At 34.5% G+C, this 22053-nt stretch carries 15 protein-coding genes and 1 tRNA gene; 12 read left to right on the top strand and 4 right to left on the bottom strand.

Annotation, left to right across the window (positions count from 1 at the left end):
- The first annotated feature begins 214 nt into the window (after positions 1-214).
- The 3 genes from DR871_RS16385 to DR871_RS02440 all read left to right on the top strand — a co-directional run bounded on the left by DR871_RS16385 (position 215) and on the right by DR871_RS02440 (position 3537).
- Entirely contained in the window at positions 215-1744 is a 1530-nt protein-coding gene (locus tag DR871_RS16385; protein WP_165355298.1) for a hypothetical protein, read from the top strand.
- Between the two features lie 188 nt (positions 1745-1932).
- A complete protein-coding gene (locus DR871_RS02445) occupies positions 1933-3168 on the top strand; it encodes a metallophosphoesterase (RefSeq protein WP_113664999.1) in 1236 nt (411 codons plus the stop codon).
- Positions 3169-3240: 72 nt separating this feature from the next.
- Entirely contained in the window at positions 3241-3537 is a 297-nt protein-coding gene (locus tag DR871_RS02440; protein ID WP_113665000.1) for a thioredoxin family protein, read from the top strand.
- A 15-nt stretch (positions 3538-3552) separates the two neighbouring features.
- Here DR871_RS02440 and DR871_RS02435 read toward each other — a convergent pair whose 3' ends face one another.
- Together DR871_RS02435 and DR871_RS02430 are read right to left on the bottom strand one after the other, a co-directional pair.
- Positions 3553-4194 carry a polysaccharide deacetylase family protein gene (locus DR871_RS02435; protein ID WP_113665001.1) on the bottom strand — a complete coding sequence of 214 codons (642 nt, stop codon included), beginning with the start codon at positions 4192-4194 and terminating at the stop codon, positions 3553-3555.
- Positions 4195-4267: 73 nt separating this feature from the next.
- A complete protein-coding gene (locus DR871_RS02430; protein ID WP_113665002.1) occupies positions 4268-7549 on the bottom strand; it encodes a glycosyltransferase family 117 protein in 3282 nt (1093 codons plus the stop codon).
- Between the two features lie 238 nt (positions 7550-7787).
- Between DR871_RS02430 and DR871_RS02425 the strand changes: the two genes are divergently transcribed.
- A tRNA-Gln gene (locus tag DR871_RS02425) sits at positions 7788-7858 on the top strand.
- A gap of 119 nt (positions 7859-7977) precedes the next feature.
- Here DR871_RS02425 and DR871_RS02420 read toward each other — a convergent pair.
- Entirely contained in the window at positions 7978-8802 is an 825-nt protein-coding gene (locus DR871_RS02420; protein WP_113665003.1) for a universal stress protein, read from the bottom strand.
- Positions 8803-8980: 178 nt separating this feature from the next.
- Here DR871_RS02420 and rimP point away from each other — a divergent pair, with 178 nt between their 5' ends.
- From rimP to DR871_RS02400, 4 genes are all read left to right on the top strand, one after another.
- On the top strand, positions 8981-9445 hold the full coding sequence (gene rimP, locus DR871_RS02415) for a ribosome assembly cofactor RimP (protein WP_165152003.1): 465 nt from the start codon (positions 8981-8983) through the stop codon (positions 9443-9445).
- A 13-nt stretch (positions 9446-9458) separates the two neighbouring features.
- Positions 9459-10712, top strand: a complete 1254-nt coding sequence (nusA, locus tag DR871_RS02410; RefSeq protein ID WP_039108733.1) for a transcription termination factor NusA — start codon at positions 9459-9461, stop codon at positions 10710-10712.
- 112 nt (positions 10713-10824) lie between these two features.
- Positions 10825-13722 carry a translation initiation factor IF-2 gene (gene infB / locus DR871_RS02405; protein WP_113665005.1) on the top strand — a complete coding sequence of 966 codons (2898 nt, stop codon included), beginning with the start codon at positions 10825-10827 and terminating at the stop codon, positions 13720-13722.
- A 78-nt stretch (positions 13723-13800) separates the two neighbouring features.
- A complete protein-coding gene (locus tag DR871_RS02400; protein ID WP_113665006.1) occupies positions 13801-14901 on the top strand; it encodes a DUF6563 family protein in 1101 nt (366 codons plus the stop codon).
- A 165-nt stretch (positions 14902-15066) separates the two neighbouring features.
- Here the strand turns inward: DR871_RS02400 and DR871_RS02395 are convergent, their stop codons facing one another.
- The gene (locus DR871_RS02395) at positions 15067-15456 is read right to left on the bottom strand and encodes an SPOR domain-containing protein (protein WP_113665007.1); all 390 of its coding nucleotides are present in this window, start codon (positions 15454-15456) and stop codon (positions 15067-15069) included.
- A gap of 215 nt (positions 15457-15671) precedes the next feature.
- On the opposite strand from DR871_RS02395, the gene DR871_RS02390 reads away from it, so the two are divergent.
- From DR871_RS02390 to DR871_RS02375, 4 genes are read left to right on the top strand one after another with little or no spacing between them, the layout of a single operon-like run.
- The gene (locus DR871_RS02390) at positions 15672-17006 is read left to right on the top strand and encodes a c-type cytochrome (RefSeq protein WP_113665008.1); all 1335 of its coding nucleotides are present in this window, start codon (positions 15672-15674) and stop codon (positions 17004-17006) included.
- Positions 17007-17035: 29 nt separating this feature from the next.
- Entirely contained in the window at positions 17036-20092 is a 3057-nt protein-coding gene (locus DR871_RS02385) for a TAT-variant-translocated molybdopterin oxidoreductase (protein ID WP_113665009.1), read from the top strand.
- Between the two features lie 38 nt (positions 20093-20130).
- The gene (gene nrfD, locus DR871_RS02380; protein WP_113665010.1) at positions 20131-21534 is read left to right on the top strand and encodes an NrfD/PsrC family molybdoenzyme membrane anchor subunit; all 1404 of its coding nucleotides are present in this window, start codon (positions 20131-20133) and stop codon (positions 21532-21534) included.
- Positions 21527-22051, top strand: a complete 525-nt coding sequence (locus DR871_RS02375) for a DUF3341 domain-containing protein (protein WP_091165797.1) — start codon at positions 21527-21529, stop codon at positions 22049-22051. Before nrfD ends, DR871_RS02375 begins: the two co-directional genes overlap by 8 nt.
- Positions 22052-22053: the final 2 nt, after the last annotated feature.

Below are 22053 nucleotides of genomic sequence, written 5' to 3'. Positions count from 1 at the left end.
ACTAATAGAAAAAGTTATTTTAATGTAAAAATGCCAGAGAAACAGAAATTAATATGAATAGTTATTAGAGTAAAATAGTTAAATCAATTTTTGTAACTTTTATATTATATTGTAGTAAAATAAGATGTATTTAGTCGATTATATTTACCTTTGGTCGGTATTTTTAATAAAAAATTTTTAATTTTATTTTTGATATTAACATAATAAATTTGTTATGAAAAAACATTACTTTGCTAAAAAGGTATTACAAGCCTGTTTGTTATTTTTGATAACGATGACAACAAATATGTCAGCCCAAGTTGGTATTGGAACCATAACTCCACATGCTAGTTCTGTTTTGGATGTGTCATCAACCAATCAGGGAATGCTTACGCCAAGAATGACTACATCGCAGAGAATAGCTATTGTGACTCCTGCCGATGGGTTGATCGTGTACGATACGGATTTGAAATCTTTTTATCATTACAATAGTACTACAGTATCATGGAACAGAATTAGTAGTGACGCGAATGGCAGACTTAAATTTAAACGTATAAAATCTACAGATGTTCTGGCTACTGTTTTGGCAGCGGAGAAGACCTTAGGTGGTAATATCACATATAAATTAGACCCAGGAACTTTGTATGAGATAAATGGGGCTGTGGTACTAGATTTACCAATTGAATTGAATAATGCTTACATTGCTGGTTTGGACTCTGGAGAGGATAAATTAGTTAAAGTTAGTGGCGATCTTTTTACGGGAACAACAGGTGGGTCAGTTAGGGTATTGACTTTAGTGGCATCAGGCGGAAATGTTTTTAATATTACAGCAGTAGGTACTCAAAATTTAATTTTAAGAGATGGTATTATCGCAAATTCGGCTAATGTAGGTCTTATCAAAGGCTTTTCGCTGGTATTTGTGAGTATTATACAATATGTTGGCAATTCAAATGGAATTATTTATGAGAATATTGAAAAGTTGTTGATTAACAATGCAGGATGGTTTGGGGGTGCTTTACCTCTTGGTAATTCTGGTACTTATGAAAAGATTGTTGGTACATTTGGACAAGTGGCCAAACAAGGAGGATTTAGTGAAGTTACAGGAACGAGTATTGGTTTTGATGTATTTTCAGATCCTACTATTACAGGAGATGCTGTTATGGAGTCAGTCGTTTTTACAGGGGCGGTTTCGGGTGCAGGGGCTTATGTAAAACCTTATACAGTTGGGAGTTATGCAGGTTATAATTTTAATAACAGTTGGAATGTACGTTGTGCAGGAATTCCAACCGAAGGAGATTCGTTTGCAACGGGTAATTTATATGATTCGAATAATACATCATCTTCTCGAACAACCGCCACAAACGTAAGTCAAGATTATAAGGTTATTACAAATGCAACAGCTTCGAGTAATCTTTATAGAGTGGCAGCCAATTCGACAGGAAGATTGACGTACTTAGGTAAAAAAGGCAGGATTTTTAATGTAAACGCATCTGTATCTTTTAAGGAATCATCAGGGGCAACAGGTAACACTAATTATGTTTTTTATTTAGTTAAAATTGGAACAAATGGAACAACGGTAACTCCGCTTCAGGCAACTGAAACTTTTATCGACACCAATAGCGGATTTGTACAGTCTTTTCCGATTTCGGGAACAGTACAGTTAAATACGAATGAATCAGTTGAAATTTATTTAAAGAGAATTACAAATCCCACATCTCCTAAAATTAGTATAGACGTTTACTCTTTAAATATATCGATGAATTAAAAACAATAAAAAATCAATTTACAACTTACTAAAAACCGCATTATTTAAAACTATATATTGCGGTTTTTATTTACATTTCACTTTTTCGAATTTTAGCTGTTCTTTAGCTTTAATCAACCGTTAAATTTTAACTAATAAAAAAACATTTTGGTTAATTCTTTTGTTATTTTGTTTAAAATTTGATTAAAATGATCTTTCGTATCGTATTCTTGTGCTTAATTCTTCTTATTGTTGAGCTTTATACTTTTCAAGTATTAAAAACTTTGATAAAATCAAAGCCAATTTTGTATTCCATTCAGTTCATTAGCATCGTAGTCTTAGTATATATTGTTTATTCGATAATGCAATTTGACCGAAGCGTTGGCCAAACCCAACACATGATGGTTGTCATGGGTTTGCTGCTGATTGTTTACGTTCCAAAATTAATTTTGACTCTAGTTTTAATGGGGGAAGACATTTTTAGATTGGGTGCAGGGACCGTGAATTATTTTATAGATTATGACAAAAGCACAGATTTTCTTAATTCCAGACGAAAGTTTATCAGTCAAGTAGGGTTGGGGTTAGCGGCAGTTCCTTTTTTATCTTTAATTTATGGAGTAACCGTTGGGAAATACAATTATAAAGTAATCAAACAGCGTATTTTTTTTCCTGATTTACCGGAAGCTTTTGATGGTTTTACGATTACTCAAATATCAGATGTTCATAGTGGCAGTTTTGATAATCCTGAAAAAATTAATTACGCGATTGATTTGGTTAATGAGCAAAATTCCGATTTGATTTTGTTCACTGGTGATATCGTGAATACAGATGCTAAGGAAATGCATCCTTGGATAGAAACGTTCAATAGAATTAAAAAACACGAATATGGCAAATATTCCGTTTTGGGTAATCACGATTATGGCGAATATGTAACTTGGCCATCAGAAGCTGCAAAAGAGGATAATTTCAAAGCTATAAAAAGTTTGTATGGCGAAATTGGTTTCAATTTATTGTTGAATGAACATACATTTATCGAAAAAGGAGATGCCAAAATAGCATTGGTTGGTGTCGAAAACTGGGGGCATAATTTCAAACAGGCTGGAGATTTGAACAAAGCTGCGGGACCGTTAAAGAAAGAAGATTTCAAGATTTTGATGAGTCATGATCCATCGCATTGGGAACACGTTGTGCAACATGATGAGAAACATTATCACCTCACGCTTTCGGGTCATACACACGGAATGCAATTTGGAATTGAAATTCCGGGTTATTTCAAATGGAGTCTGGCACAGTATGTTTACAAACAATGGGCTGGTTTGTATGAAAATCTAGGGCGATACGTTTATGTAAACAGAGGATTTGGTTTTCATGCCTATCCTGGTAGAGTAGGAATTATGCCGGAAATAACGGTCATTGAACTAAAAAAGGGGGCGAATGTAGCATAATACGTTAAAAATGCTACATTTGTAAAATAAATATCTCTTTTTAGTGAATTTAAAAATTAAATTTTTGGTTTTATGTCAAAATTTGGAGAACTTATAAATACTCAAGTACCTGTGCTACTAGATTTTTACACAGAATGGAACGAATCTTCCGTTTCAATGCATCCTGTTATCAGAGATGTAGCGGCTGCTCTTGGCGATAAAGCCAAAGTGATTAAAATTGATGTGGATAAAAATCAAGAATTGGCGGATGCTTTACGAATCAAAGGTTTGCCTACATTGATGATTTACAAACAAGGTCAAATGATTTGGAGACAATCTGGAGAATTAGATGCTAATACCCTTATTGGAATCGTTCAGGAGCAATTGTAAAATTGGTTTTGGATTTCACAAAACATCACAATTAAAATTATTTTCTTTTAAAAAATCCAATGTTTTTGGCAACACGTATTCAAGATTTTTGAATGCTTTTACGCTGTCGTGAAAAACAATGATACTTCCCGGTTTAACATTTGACAACACATTATCTAAACATTGCTCTTTAGATATTGTGGTATCAAAATCAGCGCTCAGCACATCCCACATAATTATTTTATAGCCCAATTTTTGAATTGCTTTAGATTGAGCTGTTTTTATTTTACCGTAAGGAGGGCGAAATAGTCTGGATTTTAGAGTCTGATTTATGTTTTTGCCAATCGCTTTTTCGCATCGTGCAACATTTTCAATGTAATCTTCAGTAGAAGTATTCCAGCCATTTAGATGGTTAAAAGTATGATTTCCTATGGAATGCCCTTCGCTGATTACTTTATTGAATATTTCGGGATGCTTATCAATATTATCGCCAATACTAAAGAAAGTAGCTTTAAATCCGTGTTTTTTTAGTTCTGCCAAAACCCATTCAGTTACTACAGGAATAGGACCGTCATCGAATGTGAGATACACCATGTTTCCTGCATCGGAAACATCCCAACTATAATTAGAAAATATCTTTTTGATGATCCAATTTGTCTTGATCCAGTAGAATTTCATTTTTTAGTTTTAAAAGTAAAAAAAAATAGCGACATTTTTCAACGTCGCTACCTTTTCTAATTGCTATTCAAGATTACTCTTTTTCTCGTTCAAAACGTTCAAACATTTTAATGTATGTGTTGAATGTAATTTTATGTTTATTGTAAAAATTAGTATCTCCATTTTCTTTCATGACTTGCAAAAGGCTTCTGTAGCGCTCAATATCAGTGATGATAGGAATGGCAATACTACTTTGTTCAGATGATTTAAGATTGCCATAATAGTTTAGGTTCTCATGATACTTATTTACCAGCTTATTTAGTAATTGTTGCGCTTTCACTTTGTCGCCAATTTTGTAATAACCGTCAGCAAAAGGTTCTACTAATGAATAATAGCCAAAATATTCCAAAGGCATTTTTGTCATCGCTAAATCGATAATATTTTTTGCCTTGTCTTTTTTGCCTTCAATGATCAACTGATTCATCAATCTTGAAAGGTTACTTCTGTACGTTATGCTGTTTTTACGGGTTTCAGGATCATGATAAATAGTACTACTTTCGCTGTTGCCCCAATCCCATTTCATAACTTTAGCATACATTTTATCAGAGTCTATTTGTCCCATTTCAAGAGGACCACCATCTTTAGGGATAGTTGTTTTAATAGGGACTAATTTGTATACCATACCTTCCAGTTGAAGGTACTCTTTCATCCAGATATAATCTTCGTTATCAAATGCGCCTCCGCTGAAATAAATAGGTCGTTTCCAGTCATTATTGGCAACAATATCCAGCATCATTAATCTGTTTTTGTACAATGCATTTTTACTGATATCCAAATCAATATAAGGAACTATAGAATCGTTGTATTTAGCCGAAACAACTTTGTTTTGAATGATGGTGTTTTTGTTAACCGGAATTCTGATTTTATTGGTAGGATAAAAATGAATGGTTTGTCCGTTTTGCATTTCAACCGTTGATTTTGGATTTTTAATAAAATTGATAAAATCTTTTATTTCCCAACGGGTTTCTACTTTTGGAATGTGAGCCACATAATCCAATTTATCACCCACGTATTGATCGTGTGTAAATGAAATAGGCAATGGGTCAGATTCGTATGTTTTCGTTTTCATTTGATCGATATACCAATCCGTCATGAATAAACTAGTATTCACAATTTTGACATCCGTTCTTACTTTTTCAATTTCTTGGGCGTACCAAAGCGGGAAGGTGTCGTTATCACCAATAGTAAATAAAATAGCATTTGGATCGCAAGAAGTAAGGTAAGCTTTGGCCATTGCTACTGCGGTAGATTTTCCGGAGCGATCGTGATCATCCCAGTTTTGAGCAGCCATATGAACAGGAGCTGCCAGTAAACTTGCTGCAATAATAATTGGTCCGGCTATTCTTGGGGCAAGATATTTTTGTACGCTTTCATATAAAGCATAAACTCCAAAACCAATCCAGATGGCAAAAACATAAAAAGAGCCGACTAATGCATAATCTCTTTCTCTAGGTTCGAAAGGTCTTTCATTTAAGTATATTTTTAGTGCTATTCCCGTAAAAAGAAATAAAGCCAGTAATACGTAGAAACTTTTTAAATCTTTATTGGCATGATACATTATACCAATCAAACCAAGGATAAATGGTAAAAAGAAATATACATTTCTTCCTTTATTATTCACCACATCCGTAGGGAGGTTATCTTGACTTCCTAAATGCAGTTCATCTATAAAAGATATTCCGCTGAGCCAGTTTCCGTCTAGGTAATCGTATCTTCCTTGAACGTCATTTTGACGGCCTACGAAATTCCACATTAAATACCTCCAATACATATAACCAAATTGGTATTCAACCATAAAACCAAGATTGTCAGCAGTTGTTGGTTTGTCAACCAATAAATAATCACCGTAACTTTTTAGAAACTTTACATAACCTTCATTGTCAATTTGATTTTGAGCATAAGCTTGTCTGAACTCATTTATGATTTTTTCGGTTTCATTTTTCAGTTGTGCAATTGCTTTATTATAATCTTCCTCGCTTAGCTGACTCGGGTCAATTCCGTACTTCGCAAGATCGTCTTCATAAGGATAATTAGGATTTAACCTAAATTGTGGCGGATTCGTGAAATTCATATAATTTTCAATATGATCACCACTCCACATTCGTGGTAAAATAGTTTTGTGATTGTCATCCGTATTTTGCTCCGCATTCTTGAAATTATTTACAATAACATATTTGCCTGTTTTGTAATCTCTTTCGTAATTGGGTGCTTTATCCAAATAAGGATTGTCTTCGTCTAAACCTGAAAAAGCTTCTGTGTATTGAGGACCGTAAAACAAAGGATTTACACCGTATTGTTCTCTGTTATAGTACGCAAGTACTTCGCGTGCATCAGAAGGTTTGTTTTCATTGATTACAGTATTGGCGTTAGCACGTATAGGCAACATGGTCCATGTAGAAAATCCGATTAGGATAAAAAGAACACATAAAATTAAAGTGTTGTATGTTGCCAAGCCTTTGTTGTTGGTGTATTTTAAACCAAAATAAAACAAAGCTGCCAGCAAAATAGTAACAAATATAGTTCCGGAGTCAAACGGTAATCCTAAGCTATTCACCATAAATACTTCGGTTTTACCAAAGAATCCCATAGTCATAGGAAGGAGTAATTTGAATATAAAAAGTAAAATAGCGATTACGATTACATTTGCAAGCAGAAAGCTTTTGATGGTAACAACTTTATAGTTTTTGAAAAAATACAAGAAACCAATTGCGGGAATTGTTAGCAAAGCCATGAAGTGAACTCCAAAAGAAAGTCCAACAACAAGCGAAATGATTAATAACCATTTGTTTCCTCTTGGTTTATTCATGTCCTGTTCCCAGCGTAATCCGAGCCAGAACAATAAAGCAATAAACAAGGAAGCCATGGCATAAACTTCTGCCTCAACTGCATTATACCAAAAACTATCAGAGAAAGTATACGCTAAAGCACCAACAAATGAACTTCCTAATATTACAATCTCATTATTCTTATTTGATTCTGTAAATCGGGAAACTAATTTTTTTAATATCATTGAAGATGACCAGAATAAAAACAAAATTGTAAATGCACTTGAGAATACTGACATCATATTTACCATTAAGGCAATTTTAGTATCGTCCGTGGCAAACATGGCGAAAAAAGCACCAATCATTTGGTATAATGGAGCTCCAGGCGGATGGCCAACTTCTAATTTTGCTGCTGTGGCAATATATTCACCGCAATCCCAGAAACTCATTGTGGGTTCAACTGTTAATGTATAGGTTAATAATGCGATTCCAAATGTAAGCCAACCAATAATTGTATTCCATTTATTAAAATTGAATGCTGCTTTATCCATGTACTAAAGTTTATTTTAATTGTAAGTCACAAAGAAAATGTTTTTTTGTTTAACCTCCATAGCATTAACACTATTTTCTGGAAAAGTAATGCGATTCAATAACATGTTGATTATAAAGGCTTTTTGTTATTTGCTTGAATTAAATTCAATTTAAGGCAAAATTTTTTTGATAAAAATGCCAAAAAAGTTTGTGCAAACTAAAATTTATTTTAAATTTGCACTCGCTTAGCAGCAATGCTGGTCTATGGTGTAATGGTAACACAACTGTTTTTGGTGCAGTCTTTCAAGGTTCGAGTCCTTGTAGACCAACAGAAAACCCCTCAGATATGAGGGGTTTTTTTATGCCTTTTTGCTAAGGTAATTAATTAATGGAATCGTGTCCCTTTTTCAATTTTCGATATTAACGGCACGGTTTAAATATTTGTAAATTAAATTTTGAAAGTTATTACAGGTTTTATTGCGTGATTTACTAAATCTTCACTGATGCTTCCATTAAAAAAATGGGACAATCCAGTTCTTCCATGGGTGCATAAACCAATTAAATCAGCGTCTACCGTATTGCTGAAGTTTAGAATGCCTGTTTCAATATTGGAATCGTTATAAATTTGCATGGAGTAGTTTTTGACTTCAAAATCTGCAATAAAATTCTTCATGGTCTTCTCGCCCATTGCTGTTGTTTTAAAACTGTTGGGTGTGCAAATCATGACTAAAATTAAATTTGAATCAAATATTTTTGCAAACTCAATCATTTTCAGAAAAGGTTTTTTGATTTCTGTCGAAAAATCAGATGCAAATACAATGTTTTTAATGTTTAATGTATCTAAGTTCTTTTTGATGACTAATACAGGGATGTCTGAAAGGCGTACTACTTTTTCTGTGTTAGATCCAATGAGGATTTCTTCGATGCCTGAGGAGCCATGTGATCCCATGACTATTAAGTCTATTTTATTTTTTTTATTGAATGATAATATACCATCAAAAGCTTTTTCAAATTGAACTGTGGTAGTAATGGTGATTCCTTGTAAGTGTGGCTCTTCCTTGATTTTTTGAAGTTTTTCATTCGCTTTTTTTATAAAAAGCATGACCTCGGGAATACTGCTGCCATTTGTTACTGCATCATTCATTTGATTGGGCAGTTCTAGTAGATGAAGCAGAAATATCTCTGCCCCATTTTTTTTAGCAATTTGCGCGGCTGCTTTCAGAGCGTCTTCAGCATGTTTAGAAAAATCAGTTGGAACTAAAATTCGTTTCATAATTTAGGATGGTTTAAAATTATAGGAAAAAGGGTCTTTTAAATTGTCTAATAAAGATAAGAAATATTTTAACAGCAACTGATTATTTTAAATTATAAAAAAAAAGACTATCTTTGCACGGTTATTTATTAAAATCTAGATAATGAGGGGACTAAATGTCCCCTCTTTTTATAAAAATATGACATTTAAAGAAAAAGTAAATACGTTGTTGGCAGAATGCCTTTTAGAAAAGCCATCAATTTTTTTGATAGACCTAGTTATTACTGATGCTTTCAAGGTTATTGTAACTTTAGACGGGGATAATGGGGTGGCGCTGCAGGATTGTATTGATGTAAGCCGATTTATAGATAATGACCTGGACCGAGAGGAACAAGATTATTCTCTTGAAGTAGCTTCGGTAGGTGTTGGGTCTCCATTGAAATTAGTAAGACAGTATAAGAAAAATATAGGACGAACATTGATTGTAAAGACTGGGGCAGAAATAATTGAAGCAGAATTAGTGGATGCTAATGATGATTTTGTAATTTTGTCTTGGAAAGCAAGAGAGCCTAAAAAGATAGGGAAAGGGAAAGAAACAGTTCAAAAGGAACTTAAACTACCTTACGCAGATATAAAAGAAGCAATTGTTACAGTAACATTTTAATTAAAGAATTCGCATGGAAAATTTAGCATTAATCGATTCATTCTCAGAGTTTAAAGATGATAAACTTATTGATCGTGTAACGCTTATGGCAATTTTGGAAGATGTATTTAGAAATGCATTGAAGAAAAAATACGGTTCAGATGATAATTTCGATATCATTATAAATCCTGATAAAGGAGATATGGAGATATGGCAAAGAAGAGTAATCGTTGCGGATGAGGACTTAGATTTTGATCATCTTGAAATTACGTTGACTGAAGCAAGAAAAATAGAGCCTGATTTTGAAATTGGTGAAGAAGTTTCCGAAGAAGTAAAATTAATTGATTTAGGGAGAAGAGCAATTTTAGCTTTACGTCAGAATTTGATTTCTAAAATTCATGAACATGATAATACGAATCTTTACAAACAATTTAAAGATTTAATAGGCGATATCTATACTGCTGAAGTGCACCATGTGCGTCCAAGAGTTGTGATTTTAGTTGATGATGAAGGAAATGAAATTATTTTACCAAAAGAAAAACAAATACCTTCTGACTTTTTCCGTAAAGGGGATAATGTTAGAGGAATAATAGAAAGCGTTGAATTAAAAGGAAATAAACCTCAAATTATTATGTCTAGAACTTCTGAGAAGTTTTTAGAGAAATTATTTGAACAAGAAATTCCGGAAGTTTTTGACGGTTTAATCATGGTTAAAAAAGTGGTAAGAATTCCTGGTGAAAAAGCAAAAGTAGCCGTAGATTCTTATGACGACAGAATTGATCCTGTAGGAGCTTGTGTAGGTATGAAAGGGTCTCGTATTCACGGAATTGTTCGTGAATTAGGAAATGAAAATATTGATGTTATCAATTATACAAGTAACATACAGTTGTTTATCACAAGAGCTTTAAGTCCTGCAAAAGTGTCTTCTATTAAAATAAATGAAGAGACAAAAAGAGCAGAAGTTTTCTTGAAACTTGAAGAAGTTTCTAAAGCTATCGGTCGTGGTGGGCACAACATTAAATTAGCAGGTTTATTGACTGGTTATGAGCTAGACGTTATTCGTGAAGGAGATGTTGCAGGTGCTACAGCTGATGAGGATGATGTTGAATTGACTGAGTTTTCAGATGAAATTGAAGACTGGGTTATTGAAGAGTTTGCAAAAATTGGTTTGGATACGGCAAAAAGTATCTTGAAACAAGATGTAGAAGATTTAGTAAGAAGAACAGACCTGGAAGAGGAAACGATTCTAGATGTAATGAGAATATTGAAAGAAGAATTTGACAGTTAGTCAAAGTGTCTTCAACGATAAACATGCCACTTTACAATTAATTCTTGCTCGGTAGGTATCGAGTTGGGAGTAAAGTGAGGAATAACAAAAAAGGTAATAATAAAAAGGTTTTATGTCTGAAGAGAGAATTATTAGAATAAACAAAGTTTTAAGGGAATTGAATATTTCTTTAGAAAGAGCTGTGGATTATCTAAAAGATAAGGGGATTGCTATTGAAGCAAATCCAAACGCAAAAATTTCTGATGATATATACAATGTCTTGTGCGGTCAGTTTGCAGGTGACAAAGGGAATAAGGAGGCTTCTAAAGAAGTAGGGGAAGAGAAAAGAAAAGAAAAAGAAGCGTTGCGTTTAGAACGAGAGAAAGAAATCGAAGACAAACGTAAGATTGATGAAGAGCGTCTTAAACAGCAAGAGGTTATAAAAGCGAGAGCGGTTATAGCAGGACCTGTTCAAGTGGGTAAGATTGATCTTAATCCAAAAAAACCTTCCATTGTCCCTCCTGTGAAAGCTGTTGAAAAAGTGGAGACTCCAGTTGCTAAAGTACCTGAGGTAAAACCAGTACAAAAAGAAGTTTCAGCAGAAAAACCGTCGCCAGAAAAACCTTTGGAAGAAAAAGTTGTTTCAGACAAGAAAGAGGTAAAACCTGTTGTTGGGATAAAAGAGGTTAAAGTAGAGGCTCCGAAAGAAGTTCCTGCTGAGCCAAAAGTAGTTGAAAAAGTAGAAGCGGTTAAAGCTGATGAAGCGCCTGTTGATGAAACCATCACGACGCAATATCAAAAACTATCGGGGACTACTTTAACAGGTCAAATAATTGATTTATCTCAATTTAACAAACCGAAAAAGAAAAAAGAAGAACCAAAAATCACTCCGAATAAACCGGGTGCTCCAGGTTCAGCTGCTGCCAATGCAAATAAAAACAAGCGTAAAAGGATTGCTCCTAAGCCAGGTGCTCCTAGACCGCCTGCAACACCAGGAGTTCCGGGTGCGCCAAATCCTAACAAGATTACACCTAATGTAGGTGGCGGAGGATTCAATGCTAACAGAAGTTCAAGACCTGGTTTTGTAAAAGGAAACAGACCTGCTATTGTTGCAAAAGTTGAGCCTACAGAAGAGGAAGTTAAAAATCAAATTAGAGAGACTTTAGAGAAACTACAAGGTAAAGGTGGTAAATCTAAAGCGGCTAAATATAGAAGAGATAAAAGAGATACGCACCGTCAGAAATCTGATGATGAGCAAAGAGCTATTGACGAAGGAAGTAAAACTATTAAGGTTACTGAATTTGTAACAGTTGGTGAAATTGCAATCATGATGGATGTGCCAATTACTAAAGTTATTGGTACATGTATGTCGCTTGGAATCATGGTTACCATGAACCAACGTCTTGATGCGGAAACGTTGACCATTGTTGCTGACGAATTTGGTTATGAAGTTGAATTTATCACTGTTGATATCGAAGAAGCAATTCAGGTTGTAGAAGACAGAGAAGAAGATTTAGTTTTTAGAGCGCCAATTGTAACCGTAATGGGTCACGTCGATCACGGTAAAACATCGTTACTGGATTACATACGTAAAGAAAACGTAATCGCAGGAGAGTCTGGAGGAATTACACAGCATATTGGTGCCTACGGAGTAACTTTGGATAACGGACAAAAAATTGCATTCTTAGATACACCGGGTCACGAGGCATTTACTGCGATGCGTGCGCGTGGTGCTCAAGTTACCGATATTGCTATTATTGTGATTGCTGCTGATGATGACATCATGCCGCAAACTAAAGAGGCAATTAGTCATGCACAAGCAGCCGGAGTTCCTATTATATTTGCTATCAATAAAATTGATAAGCCAAATGCTAATCCTGAAAAAGTAAAAGAAAGATTAGCAGGTATGAATTTACTTGTTGAAGATTGGGGTGGAAAAATTCAATCACATGATATTTCTGCGAAAGTAGGAACAGGTGTGAAAGAATTACTAGAAAAAGTATTGTTAGAAGCGGAGCTTTTAGATTTAAAAGCAAATCCCAATAAGGCAGCTTCCGGAACTGTTGTTGAAGCTTTCCTTGACAAAGGAAAAGGATATGTTTCTACAATTTTAGTTCAAAACGGAACATTGAAAATTGGAGATTATATGTTAGCTGGTAAACATCATGGTAAAATCAAAGCCATGCATGATGAAAGAGGGAATATAGTAACTGTTGCGGGTCCTTCGACTCCGGTTTCAGTTCTTGGTCTTGACGGAGCAGCAACAGCGGGTGATAAATTCAATATTTTTGAAGACGAAAAAGAAGCGAAACAAATTGCCTCTAAACGTTCTCAATTGATGCGTGAACAATCCGTACGTACACAACGTCATATTACATTGGATGAAATTGGACGTAGAATTGCATTGGGTCAATTTAAAGAATTGAACATTATCCTTAAAGGTGATGTTGATGGTTCTGTTGAAGCATTGTCTGATTCATTCTCTAAATTATCTACTGAAGAAATTCAAATCAATATTATCCATAAAGGTGTTGGAGCAATTACTGAAACTGACGTAATGTTGGCTTCTGCTTCAGATGCAATTATCATTGGATTTAATGTTCGTCCTGCTGGAAATGCAAGACAATTAGCAGATAAAGAGGAAATCGATATTCGTTATTACTCTATTATTTATGCCGCTATCGACGACTTGAAAGATGCAATGGAAGGAATGTTAGCTCCGGAAATGAAAGAAGAAATTCTGGGTACTGCTGAGATCAGAGAGATATTCAAAATCTCTAAAGTAGGTTCAATTGCAGGTTGTATGGTAATGGATGGTAAAATTGTCAGAAATGCTAAAATGAGAATCATTAGAGATGGTGTGGTTGTCTTTACAGGGGAATTGTTAGCGTTAAAACGTTTCAAAGATGATGTGAAAGAAGTAGCTAAAGGATACGATTGTGGTATTCAAGTGAAAGGATACAATGACATTGAAGAAAGAGATGTTATTGAATCATACCATGAAGTAGCTATCAAAAAGAAATTGAAATAGAATTTCTAAATTTTATAAAAAAAGATCCCGATTTTGTCGGGATTTTTTTATTTTTATAGAGTACCAAAAATTAAATTTATGAATAAATTGTTTGCATTATTTTTTGTTGTAGTCAGCACGATTGCTTTTTCTCAAAATAAAACCGAATTCCATAAAGTGTCTTTAAAAGATAAAAAAGATAAAGCGGTTGGTTTTAATTTTTATGTTGAAAATGTTTATGATGGAAGACAGTTTAAAGAAAATATTGGAACCGTTCAAAAAGGAGGGTTTAATAGAAAAGTATTGGCTAATTTTGAGAAACCTTTACCGGTTGAATTTTTTGATTATCTCGCAGTTATTTGTCCGTCCGATAGAGGTAAATCTAAGATTTCTATCCGAATAAATGATTTGTACGTTTCAGAACTTACTCGTGCAATGTCCGAAACAGGATATGCAACTGTAGCGATTGATGTAATAGAAACTAAAGATACTGTTGACTATGTAGTGGGTTCTTATTCTGCCTCGACAGAAAGTAACGGTATGGATGTTACCGGCACACATGATGAACGAGTAAAGACGGTTTTACAGGAATGTTTAACAAATTATATGAAAACAAGTGAGGAAGATAAAACTGCTATTTTATATGATAATAATATTAGTATTAAAAACAAATCAATAGTAGATGTTCCTTCTAGAGGTGTTTATATGAATTATGCTGACGTTTTAAATGATAAACCAATATCTATAGCTGATTATGAAATAACGAATAAAAAAGATCGGTTTTATTTACTTAACAAATTGAGCCGTTCGGAAGAGTCAAATTATTATGGATTTAGTGATGGACAAGATTTTTATATCAATGTTTCAAAATATGCAAGTGTAAAGTATTACGCCAAGACGGAAATTATTAGTGGTAAGTATTATATTGAGAATGTAATTTATAATTCAAATAATGCCATCGCTATGGGTGCGATGTTTGGATTGATTGGTGTTGCAATCGCAGCTTCGACCAGTGATGGTTCAATTCCAATGCTAATAGATAGTTATACAGGCCAACCATCATTTTTATCAAATAGTGAGATGAAAGTAATGTTATCCACTCATCCGGAACTTCTAAAAGAGTTTAGGGATGGTAACAAAAGCAGTCTAGCTAAAAAAGAAATTCTAAAAAAATATTACCAACAAACGCTAGGGCAATAAAAACGTCATTTGTCTAAGTCTTTGTGTTGAATGTTATGATTGTTTTGGTAAAATTTAACTCAAAGATTTATACAAAGAAAGAAAAGCAACTCGATTAGAGTTGCTTTTTTTGTACTTTTTTTATTCGTGAAATTTTGAATATTACACTTTAAATAATGATAAATTTTAGTTGTTTGGCTTTATTAAATGAACATTAGTATAGCTTTTTTTGATTGCTATCAAATTGCGTTCTGCTTCAATTCGTGTTTTGAAATTTCCTACCCAAACTTTATAATTTGGTGTGAAAAATATAATTGTACCATCTAAGGTGCTGAATTCTTGTCTGAATTGATTCAGTGTGTTTTTAGCTTTGTCGCTTTCTCCGCTGAAAATTTGAATTTTATATCGGTCATTTACAGCATTGGAAACATTTGTTTTTCTCTTTTCATTTAGTAATTGTTCAAATTTGTAGTCCTGATTTACAGTAATATTTCCATCTTGTGCAGTTGCGTTGAATGCGAAAATTAATAATGTTACAGAGATAAAAAAGGCTTTTCTAGTGGCTAAAATTCTCATAATGTGATTGTTTTTGTGCAAAAGTAATATTTAATGATTGATACCAAATAGCAAATGTTATTTAGAATAGATATAAATTGAAATTAAGACTATTTTAAGGTTTTGAGAATAGTTCTTAAGTCGTATTTTTGTCCAAGTTTTAAAATAAAGGATCAGTTTTTATAATGCAATTAGAAAAAACTGTGCCAATTTTTAGTAGATAATCATTATACTATATGAAAAAGGTGGGTAACCATAATTCGATCTCAAGGAAATTATTTTTAGGCTTAGCCTTATCGTTAATTTTCTCTTTAACTTCATCTGCTCAAGAGGCTGCTCCTGCAGCGACTGATGCAGCTGCGGCTCCAGCTGCAGCAACAGGTGGAGATGCTGTAAAAGGTAAAGAATTGTTTAATGCAAACTGTGCTGCATGTCACAAGCTTGATGCGAAAGCAACAGGTCCGGCTCTTAGGGGTATTGCGGGTAAATATGATGCTTCTTGGCTTCATAAGTGGGTTCGTAATAGTTCGGACTTAATTAAGTCAGGTGATGCTCAGGCGGTGAAAGTTTTTGAAGAAAACAACAAGGCAGTAATGTCGGCTTTTCCTCAATTATCCGATGGTGATATTGATAATATCATTGCTTACACTTCAGAGCCTAAGGCTGAAGCTCCTGCTCCGGCGGCTGGTGCTACTGAAGCGGTTCCTGGAACTGGTGGTTCTGACGGTGGTGTTTCAAATAATATCATATTAGGTGCTTTGTCGCTAGTAATGTTGATTTTGGTGGTGATGCTGTTTTTGGTAAACCAAGTTTTATCTAAGGTTGCGAAAGCAAATGGTATCGAAACGGCTCCGAAAACTCCAACAACTCCTATTTGGAAAGCATTTGCCAGAAATCAATTTTTAGTTTTAGTGACTGCGGTGTTTTTGCTTTTGGCTAGTGCTTATTTTGTTTATGGATTTTTGATGCAAGTGGGTGTTGATCAAGATTACGCTCCAATACAGCCAATTCATTATTCTCACAGAATACATGCTGGTGATAATGAAATTAATTGTAAGTACTGTCACTCTGCTGCTAGAGTAAGTAAAAACGGTGGAATTCCTTCATTGAATGTTTGTATGAACTGTCATAAAAATATAGCTGAAGTTGCAGAAACTACCGCTACTCCAGAATACAGCAAAGCATTTTATGATGAGCAAATCCAAAAATTATATACTGCGGTGGGTTGGGATAAAACTACGCAAACTTATACTGGAAAAACTCAGCCTGTAAAATGGGTTCGTATTCATAATTTACCTGATTTTGTTTATTTTAATCACTCGCAACACGTAACTGTTGCTGGAATTGAATGTCAAACATGTCACGGTCCAGTTCAGGAGTATGAGATTCAAAAACAATTCGCTCCACTAACAATGGGTTGGTGTATCGATTGTCATAGAAAAACGGACGTTAAAATGGAAGGCAATGAGTATTATACTAAAATACATGATGAACTTTCTAAGAAATACGGTGTAGACAAATTGACTGCAGCGCAAATGGGAGGTTTAGAATGTGGTAAATGCCACTATTAATCAAATTATTAAGATTTTAATATTTATATATGTCATCAAACAAAAAATACTGGAAAAGTGTTGAAGAACTAGACAAAAATAGTTCTATTGTTGAGGCGCTTAGAAATAACGAATTTGTTGAAGAAATTCCTACTGATGAGTTTTTAGGAAATAATGACGCTTTGTCATCTTCGTCAACATCACGTCGTGATTTTTTAAAGTACGTTGGTTTTAGTACTGCAGCAGCTACGCTTGCAGCTTGCGAAGGTCCTGTAAACAAATCAATACCTTACGTGCTTCAGCCGGAGCAAATCATTCCGGGAGTTGCGGATTATTATGCAACTTCTGTTTTTGACGGTTTTGATTTTGCTAATCTTTTGGTAAAAACTCGTGAAGGGCGTCCTATTAAAATAGATAATAATACTATTGCTGGAGCTAAGTTTAGTGCTAATGCAAGAATTCATGCGTCTATTCTATCTTTATATGATAGTATGCGTTTGAAAGAGCCTAAAATTGAAGGTAAAAATTCAACTTGGTCAGCTGTTGATTCAAAAATTAAATCAAGTATAGCTGATGCTGCCGCAAAAGGTGGTCAGGTGGTGCTTTTGACAAATACATTAGCAAGTCCGTCAACTGAGAAATTGATTGCTGAGTTTATTGGTAAAAATCCTAATGCTAAACATGTTGTTTATGATGCTGTATCTGAATCTGAAGCATTAGATGCTTTTGAGACAGTTTATGGAGAAAGAGCTTTGGTTGATTATGATTTTTCTAAAGCCTCTCTTATAGTTTCTGTTGGAGCTGATTTCCTTGGAGGTTGGCAAGGTGGTAGTTATGACTCAGGTTATGCAAAAGGAAGAATTCCTAAGGCTGGAAAGATGTCTCGTCATTTCCAATTAGAAGCAAACATGACTTTGTCTGGTGCTGCTGCTGATAAGCGTTTGCCAATGTCTATTGCTAATCAAAAACAGGCATTAGTTCATATATATAATATTGTAACTGGTTCTTCTGTTGCTGTAAGTTTAGAAGATAAATTTAAAGCAGAAGTTACGAAAGCGGCTCAACAGTTGAAGGCTGCCGGTTCAAAAGGAGTATTAGTTTCTGGTATTCAAGATAAAAATGCTCAATTGTTGGTTTTGGCTATCAATCAAGCATTGGTAAGTGAAGCTTTCACTACTTCTGGAACAAGACAGATTAGAAAAGGTTCTAATGCAAAAGTTGCTCAATTGGTTAATGATATGAAAGCGGGAAGCGTTCATACATTAATAATGAGTGGGGTTAATCCAGTTTATACTTTATCCGATAGTACTTCTTTCCTTGAAGGACTTAAAAAAGTAAAAACATCAGTTGCATTTTCTTTAAAAGAAGACGAGACTGCGTTAGTGAGTACTGTTGCTGCAGCTGTTCCTCATTATTTAGAATCATGGAATGATGTAAGTATCACAAAAGGTACTTATGGAATCACTCAGCCTACAATTCGACCACTATTTAATACAAAACAATTTCAAGATGTATTGTTGTCATTAAATGGATCAACAGGGACATTCTACGATTATATCAAAGCGAATTCATCAACAATAATAGCTGGTTCTTCTTGGAACAAGGTTTTACATGATGGTATTTATGTTGGAGCTATTCCGGCTGCGACTGGTGGTTCTGCCGATTTTAGTGCTGCTGCGAATGCTTTATCAAAATCAAAAGTTGCTCAAGGATTAGAACTTGTTTTATATACTAAAACAGGTATGGGAGATGGACAACAGGCTAATAATCCTTGGTTGCAAGAGTTTCCGGATCCAATTACAAGAGTATCGTGGGATAATTATGTTACTGTTTCGAATGCAGATGCTAAGAAATATGAACTTTCTAATGAAATCGTTGCAAATGGTGGTTTAAACGGAAGTTACGCTACTATTACTACTGCTGATGGACTAAAATTAGAAAATGTTCCGGTAATTGTTCAGCCAGGTCAAGCTGTGGGTACTATTGGTTTAGCATTAGGTTACGGTCGTAAAGCGGCTTTGAAAGAAGAAATGATGGTGGGTTTAAATGCCTACTCTTTATATAAAGGTTTTAATAATGTACAGACTGTAACATTGGCAAAAGCTGGAGGAGAACATGAGTTTGCTTGTGTTCAAGGTCAGAAAACATTGATGGGAAGAGGCGATATCATAAAAGAAACTTCTTTAGAAATTTTCAATACAAAAGATGCTCAATTTTGGAATGAACAACCAATGGTTTCATTGGATCACAAAGAAGTTGAAGCAACTAAAGTAGATTTATGGGAGTCGTTTGATCGTTCAACAGGTCATCATTTTAATCTTTCGATTGATTTAAATGCTTGTACCGGTTGTGGTGCTTGTGTAATAGCGTGTCATGCTGAAAACAACGTTCCTGTTGTTGGAAAATCAGAAGTAAGAAGAAGCCGTGATATGCACTGGTTGCGTATTGACAGATATTATTCTTCTGAAAGTACTTTTGAAGGAGATAACGAAAGAAAAGAAAATATCGCAGGATTATCAAGTTCATTGTCTACATTTAATGAAATGGAAAAAGCGGGTGATAATCCACAAGTATCTTTTCAACCTGTAATGTGTCAACATTGTAATCATGCACCTTGTGAAACGGTTTGTCCAGTTGCTGCAACTTCACACTCTCGTCAAGGTCAAAACCATATGGCTTATAACAGATGTGTTGGAACGCGTTATTGCGCTAACAACTGTCCGTATAAAGTGCGTCGTTTTAACTGGTTCTTGTACAACAAAAACAGTGAATTCGACTATCATATGAATGACGATTTAGGACGTATGGTATTGAATCCAGATGTAAATGTTCGTTCTCGTGGAGTTATGGAGAAATGTTCAATGTGTATTCAAATGACACAAGCGACAATTTTGAAAGCAAAAAGAGAAGGAAGAGCAATCGTTGATGGTGAATTCCAAACCGCATGTTCAAATGCTTGTTCAACTGGAGCAATGAAATTTGGAGATGTAAATGATTCAGAAGCAGAAATAACTAAATTAGCTGCTGACGAAAGAATGTATCATTTATTGGAGCATGTTGGAACAAAACCTAATGTGATTTACCACGTTAAAGTTAGAAATACCTAGTACAAAAAATAATTAATTAAGAATCAATATAAAGGATTATGTCGTCTCACTACGAAGCAACCATTAGAAAACCCTTAGTTATAGGTGATAAATCTTATCACGATGTAACTGTAGATGTAGCTGCGCCTGTTGAAGGTAAAGCAAACAAACATTGGTGGATTGTATTTTCAATCGCATTAATAGCCTTCCTTTGGGGACTTGGCTGTATATTTTACACCGTATCTACAGGTATTGGAACTTGGGGGTTAAATAAAACTGTAGGATGGGCTTGGGATATTACGAACTTTGTTTGGTGGGTTGGTATTGGTCACGCGGGAACACTTATTTCAGCGGTATTATTACTTTTCCGTCAACGTTGGAGAATGGCGATTAACCGTTCTGCAGAAGCAATGACAATTTTCTCTGTTATTCAAGCTGGTTTATTTCCAATCATCCACATGGGGCGTCCATGGTTAGCGTATTGGGTTTTACCAATTCCGAATCAATTTGGTTCTCTTTGGGTAAACTTTAACTCGCCATTACTTTGGGACGTATTTGCAATTTCAACATATCTTTCGGTTTCATTAGTATTCTGGTGGACTGGTTTATTACCTGATTTTGCGATGTTACGTGATAGAGCTATTACTCCTTTTAACAAAAGAGTTTATTCTATATTAAGTTTCGGATGGAGCGGTAGAGCAAAAGACTGGCAACGTTTTGAAGAAGTATCTTTGGTGCTTGCAGGTTTAGCTACGCCACTTGTACTTTCTGTACATACTATTGTATCTATGGACTTTGCTACCTCTGTTATTCCAGGATGGCATACTACAATTTTTCCTCCGTACTTTGTTGCTGGAGCTGTTTTCTCAGGATTTGCAATGGTAAATACTTTGCTTATCATTATGAGAAAAGTTTCTAATCTAGAAGCTTATATCACGGTTCAACACATTGAATTGATGAATATCGTTATTATGATTACTGGTTCTATTGTTGGGGTTGCCTACATAACTGAATTGTTTGTTGCATGGTATTCTGGTGTAGAATACGAACAATATGCTTTCTTGAACAGAGCTACTGGACCTTACTGGTGGGCATATTGGTCAATGATGACATGTAATGTTTTTTCTCCACAATTCATGTGGTTCAAAAAATTAAGAACAAGTATTATGTTCTCCTTTATAATTTCGATAGTTGTAAATATTGGAATGTGGTTTGAGAGATTTGTAATTATCGTAACTTCGTTACATAGAGATTATTTACCATCTTCTTGGACAATGTTTTCACCGACATTTGTTGATATTGGAATTTTTATCGGAACAATAGGTTTCTTCTTTGTATTGTTCTTATTGTATTCAAGAACATTCCCTGTAATTGCACAAGCAGAGGTAAAAACAATTTTGAAAGGAACTGGAGATAATTACAAAAGAGAAAGAGAAGCAAATAAAGATTCACATCATGAGTAATAAAGTAATATACGCCATTTATAATGACGATGATATATTGATGGATGCGGTTAAAAAAACCAGAGCAGCTCATCATCATATTGAAGAAGTTTTTACTCCATTCCCGGTTCACGGTTTGGATAAAGCTATGGGTATCGCACCTACGAGATTAGCAATTTGTGCTTTTCTTTATGGATGTGTTGGAATCTCGGTAGCTACGGCTATGATGAATTACATAATGATTCAGGATTGGCCACAAGATATAGGGGGGAAGCCAAGTTTTAGTTATATTGAAAACATGCCGGCTTTCGTTCCAATTATGTTTGAACTTACTGTGTTTTTTGCAGCTCACTTAATGGTTATTACTTTTTATATGAGAAGTAAATTATGGCCTTTTAAAGAAGCAGAGAATCCAGATGTAAGAACTACAGATGACCATTTTTTAATGGAAGTTGCTGTAAATGATAATGAAGAAGAATTGATTTCTTTTTTCCAAAGTACAGGAGCTGTAGAAGTTAAAGTAATAGATAAGCATTAATT

Origin of the sequence: Flavobacterium petrolei (genome assembly GCF_003314435.2) — a bacterium.
GTDB lineage: Bacteria > Bacteroidota > Bacteroidia > Flavobacteriales > Flavobacteriaceae > Flavobacterium > Flavobacterium petrolei.
The sequence above is the reverse complement of the archived record's forward strand: the minus strand, read 5'-3'. Positions and strand labels throughout refer to the sequence as shown.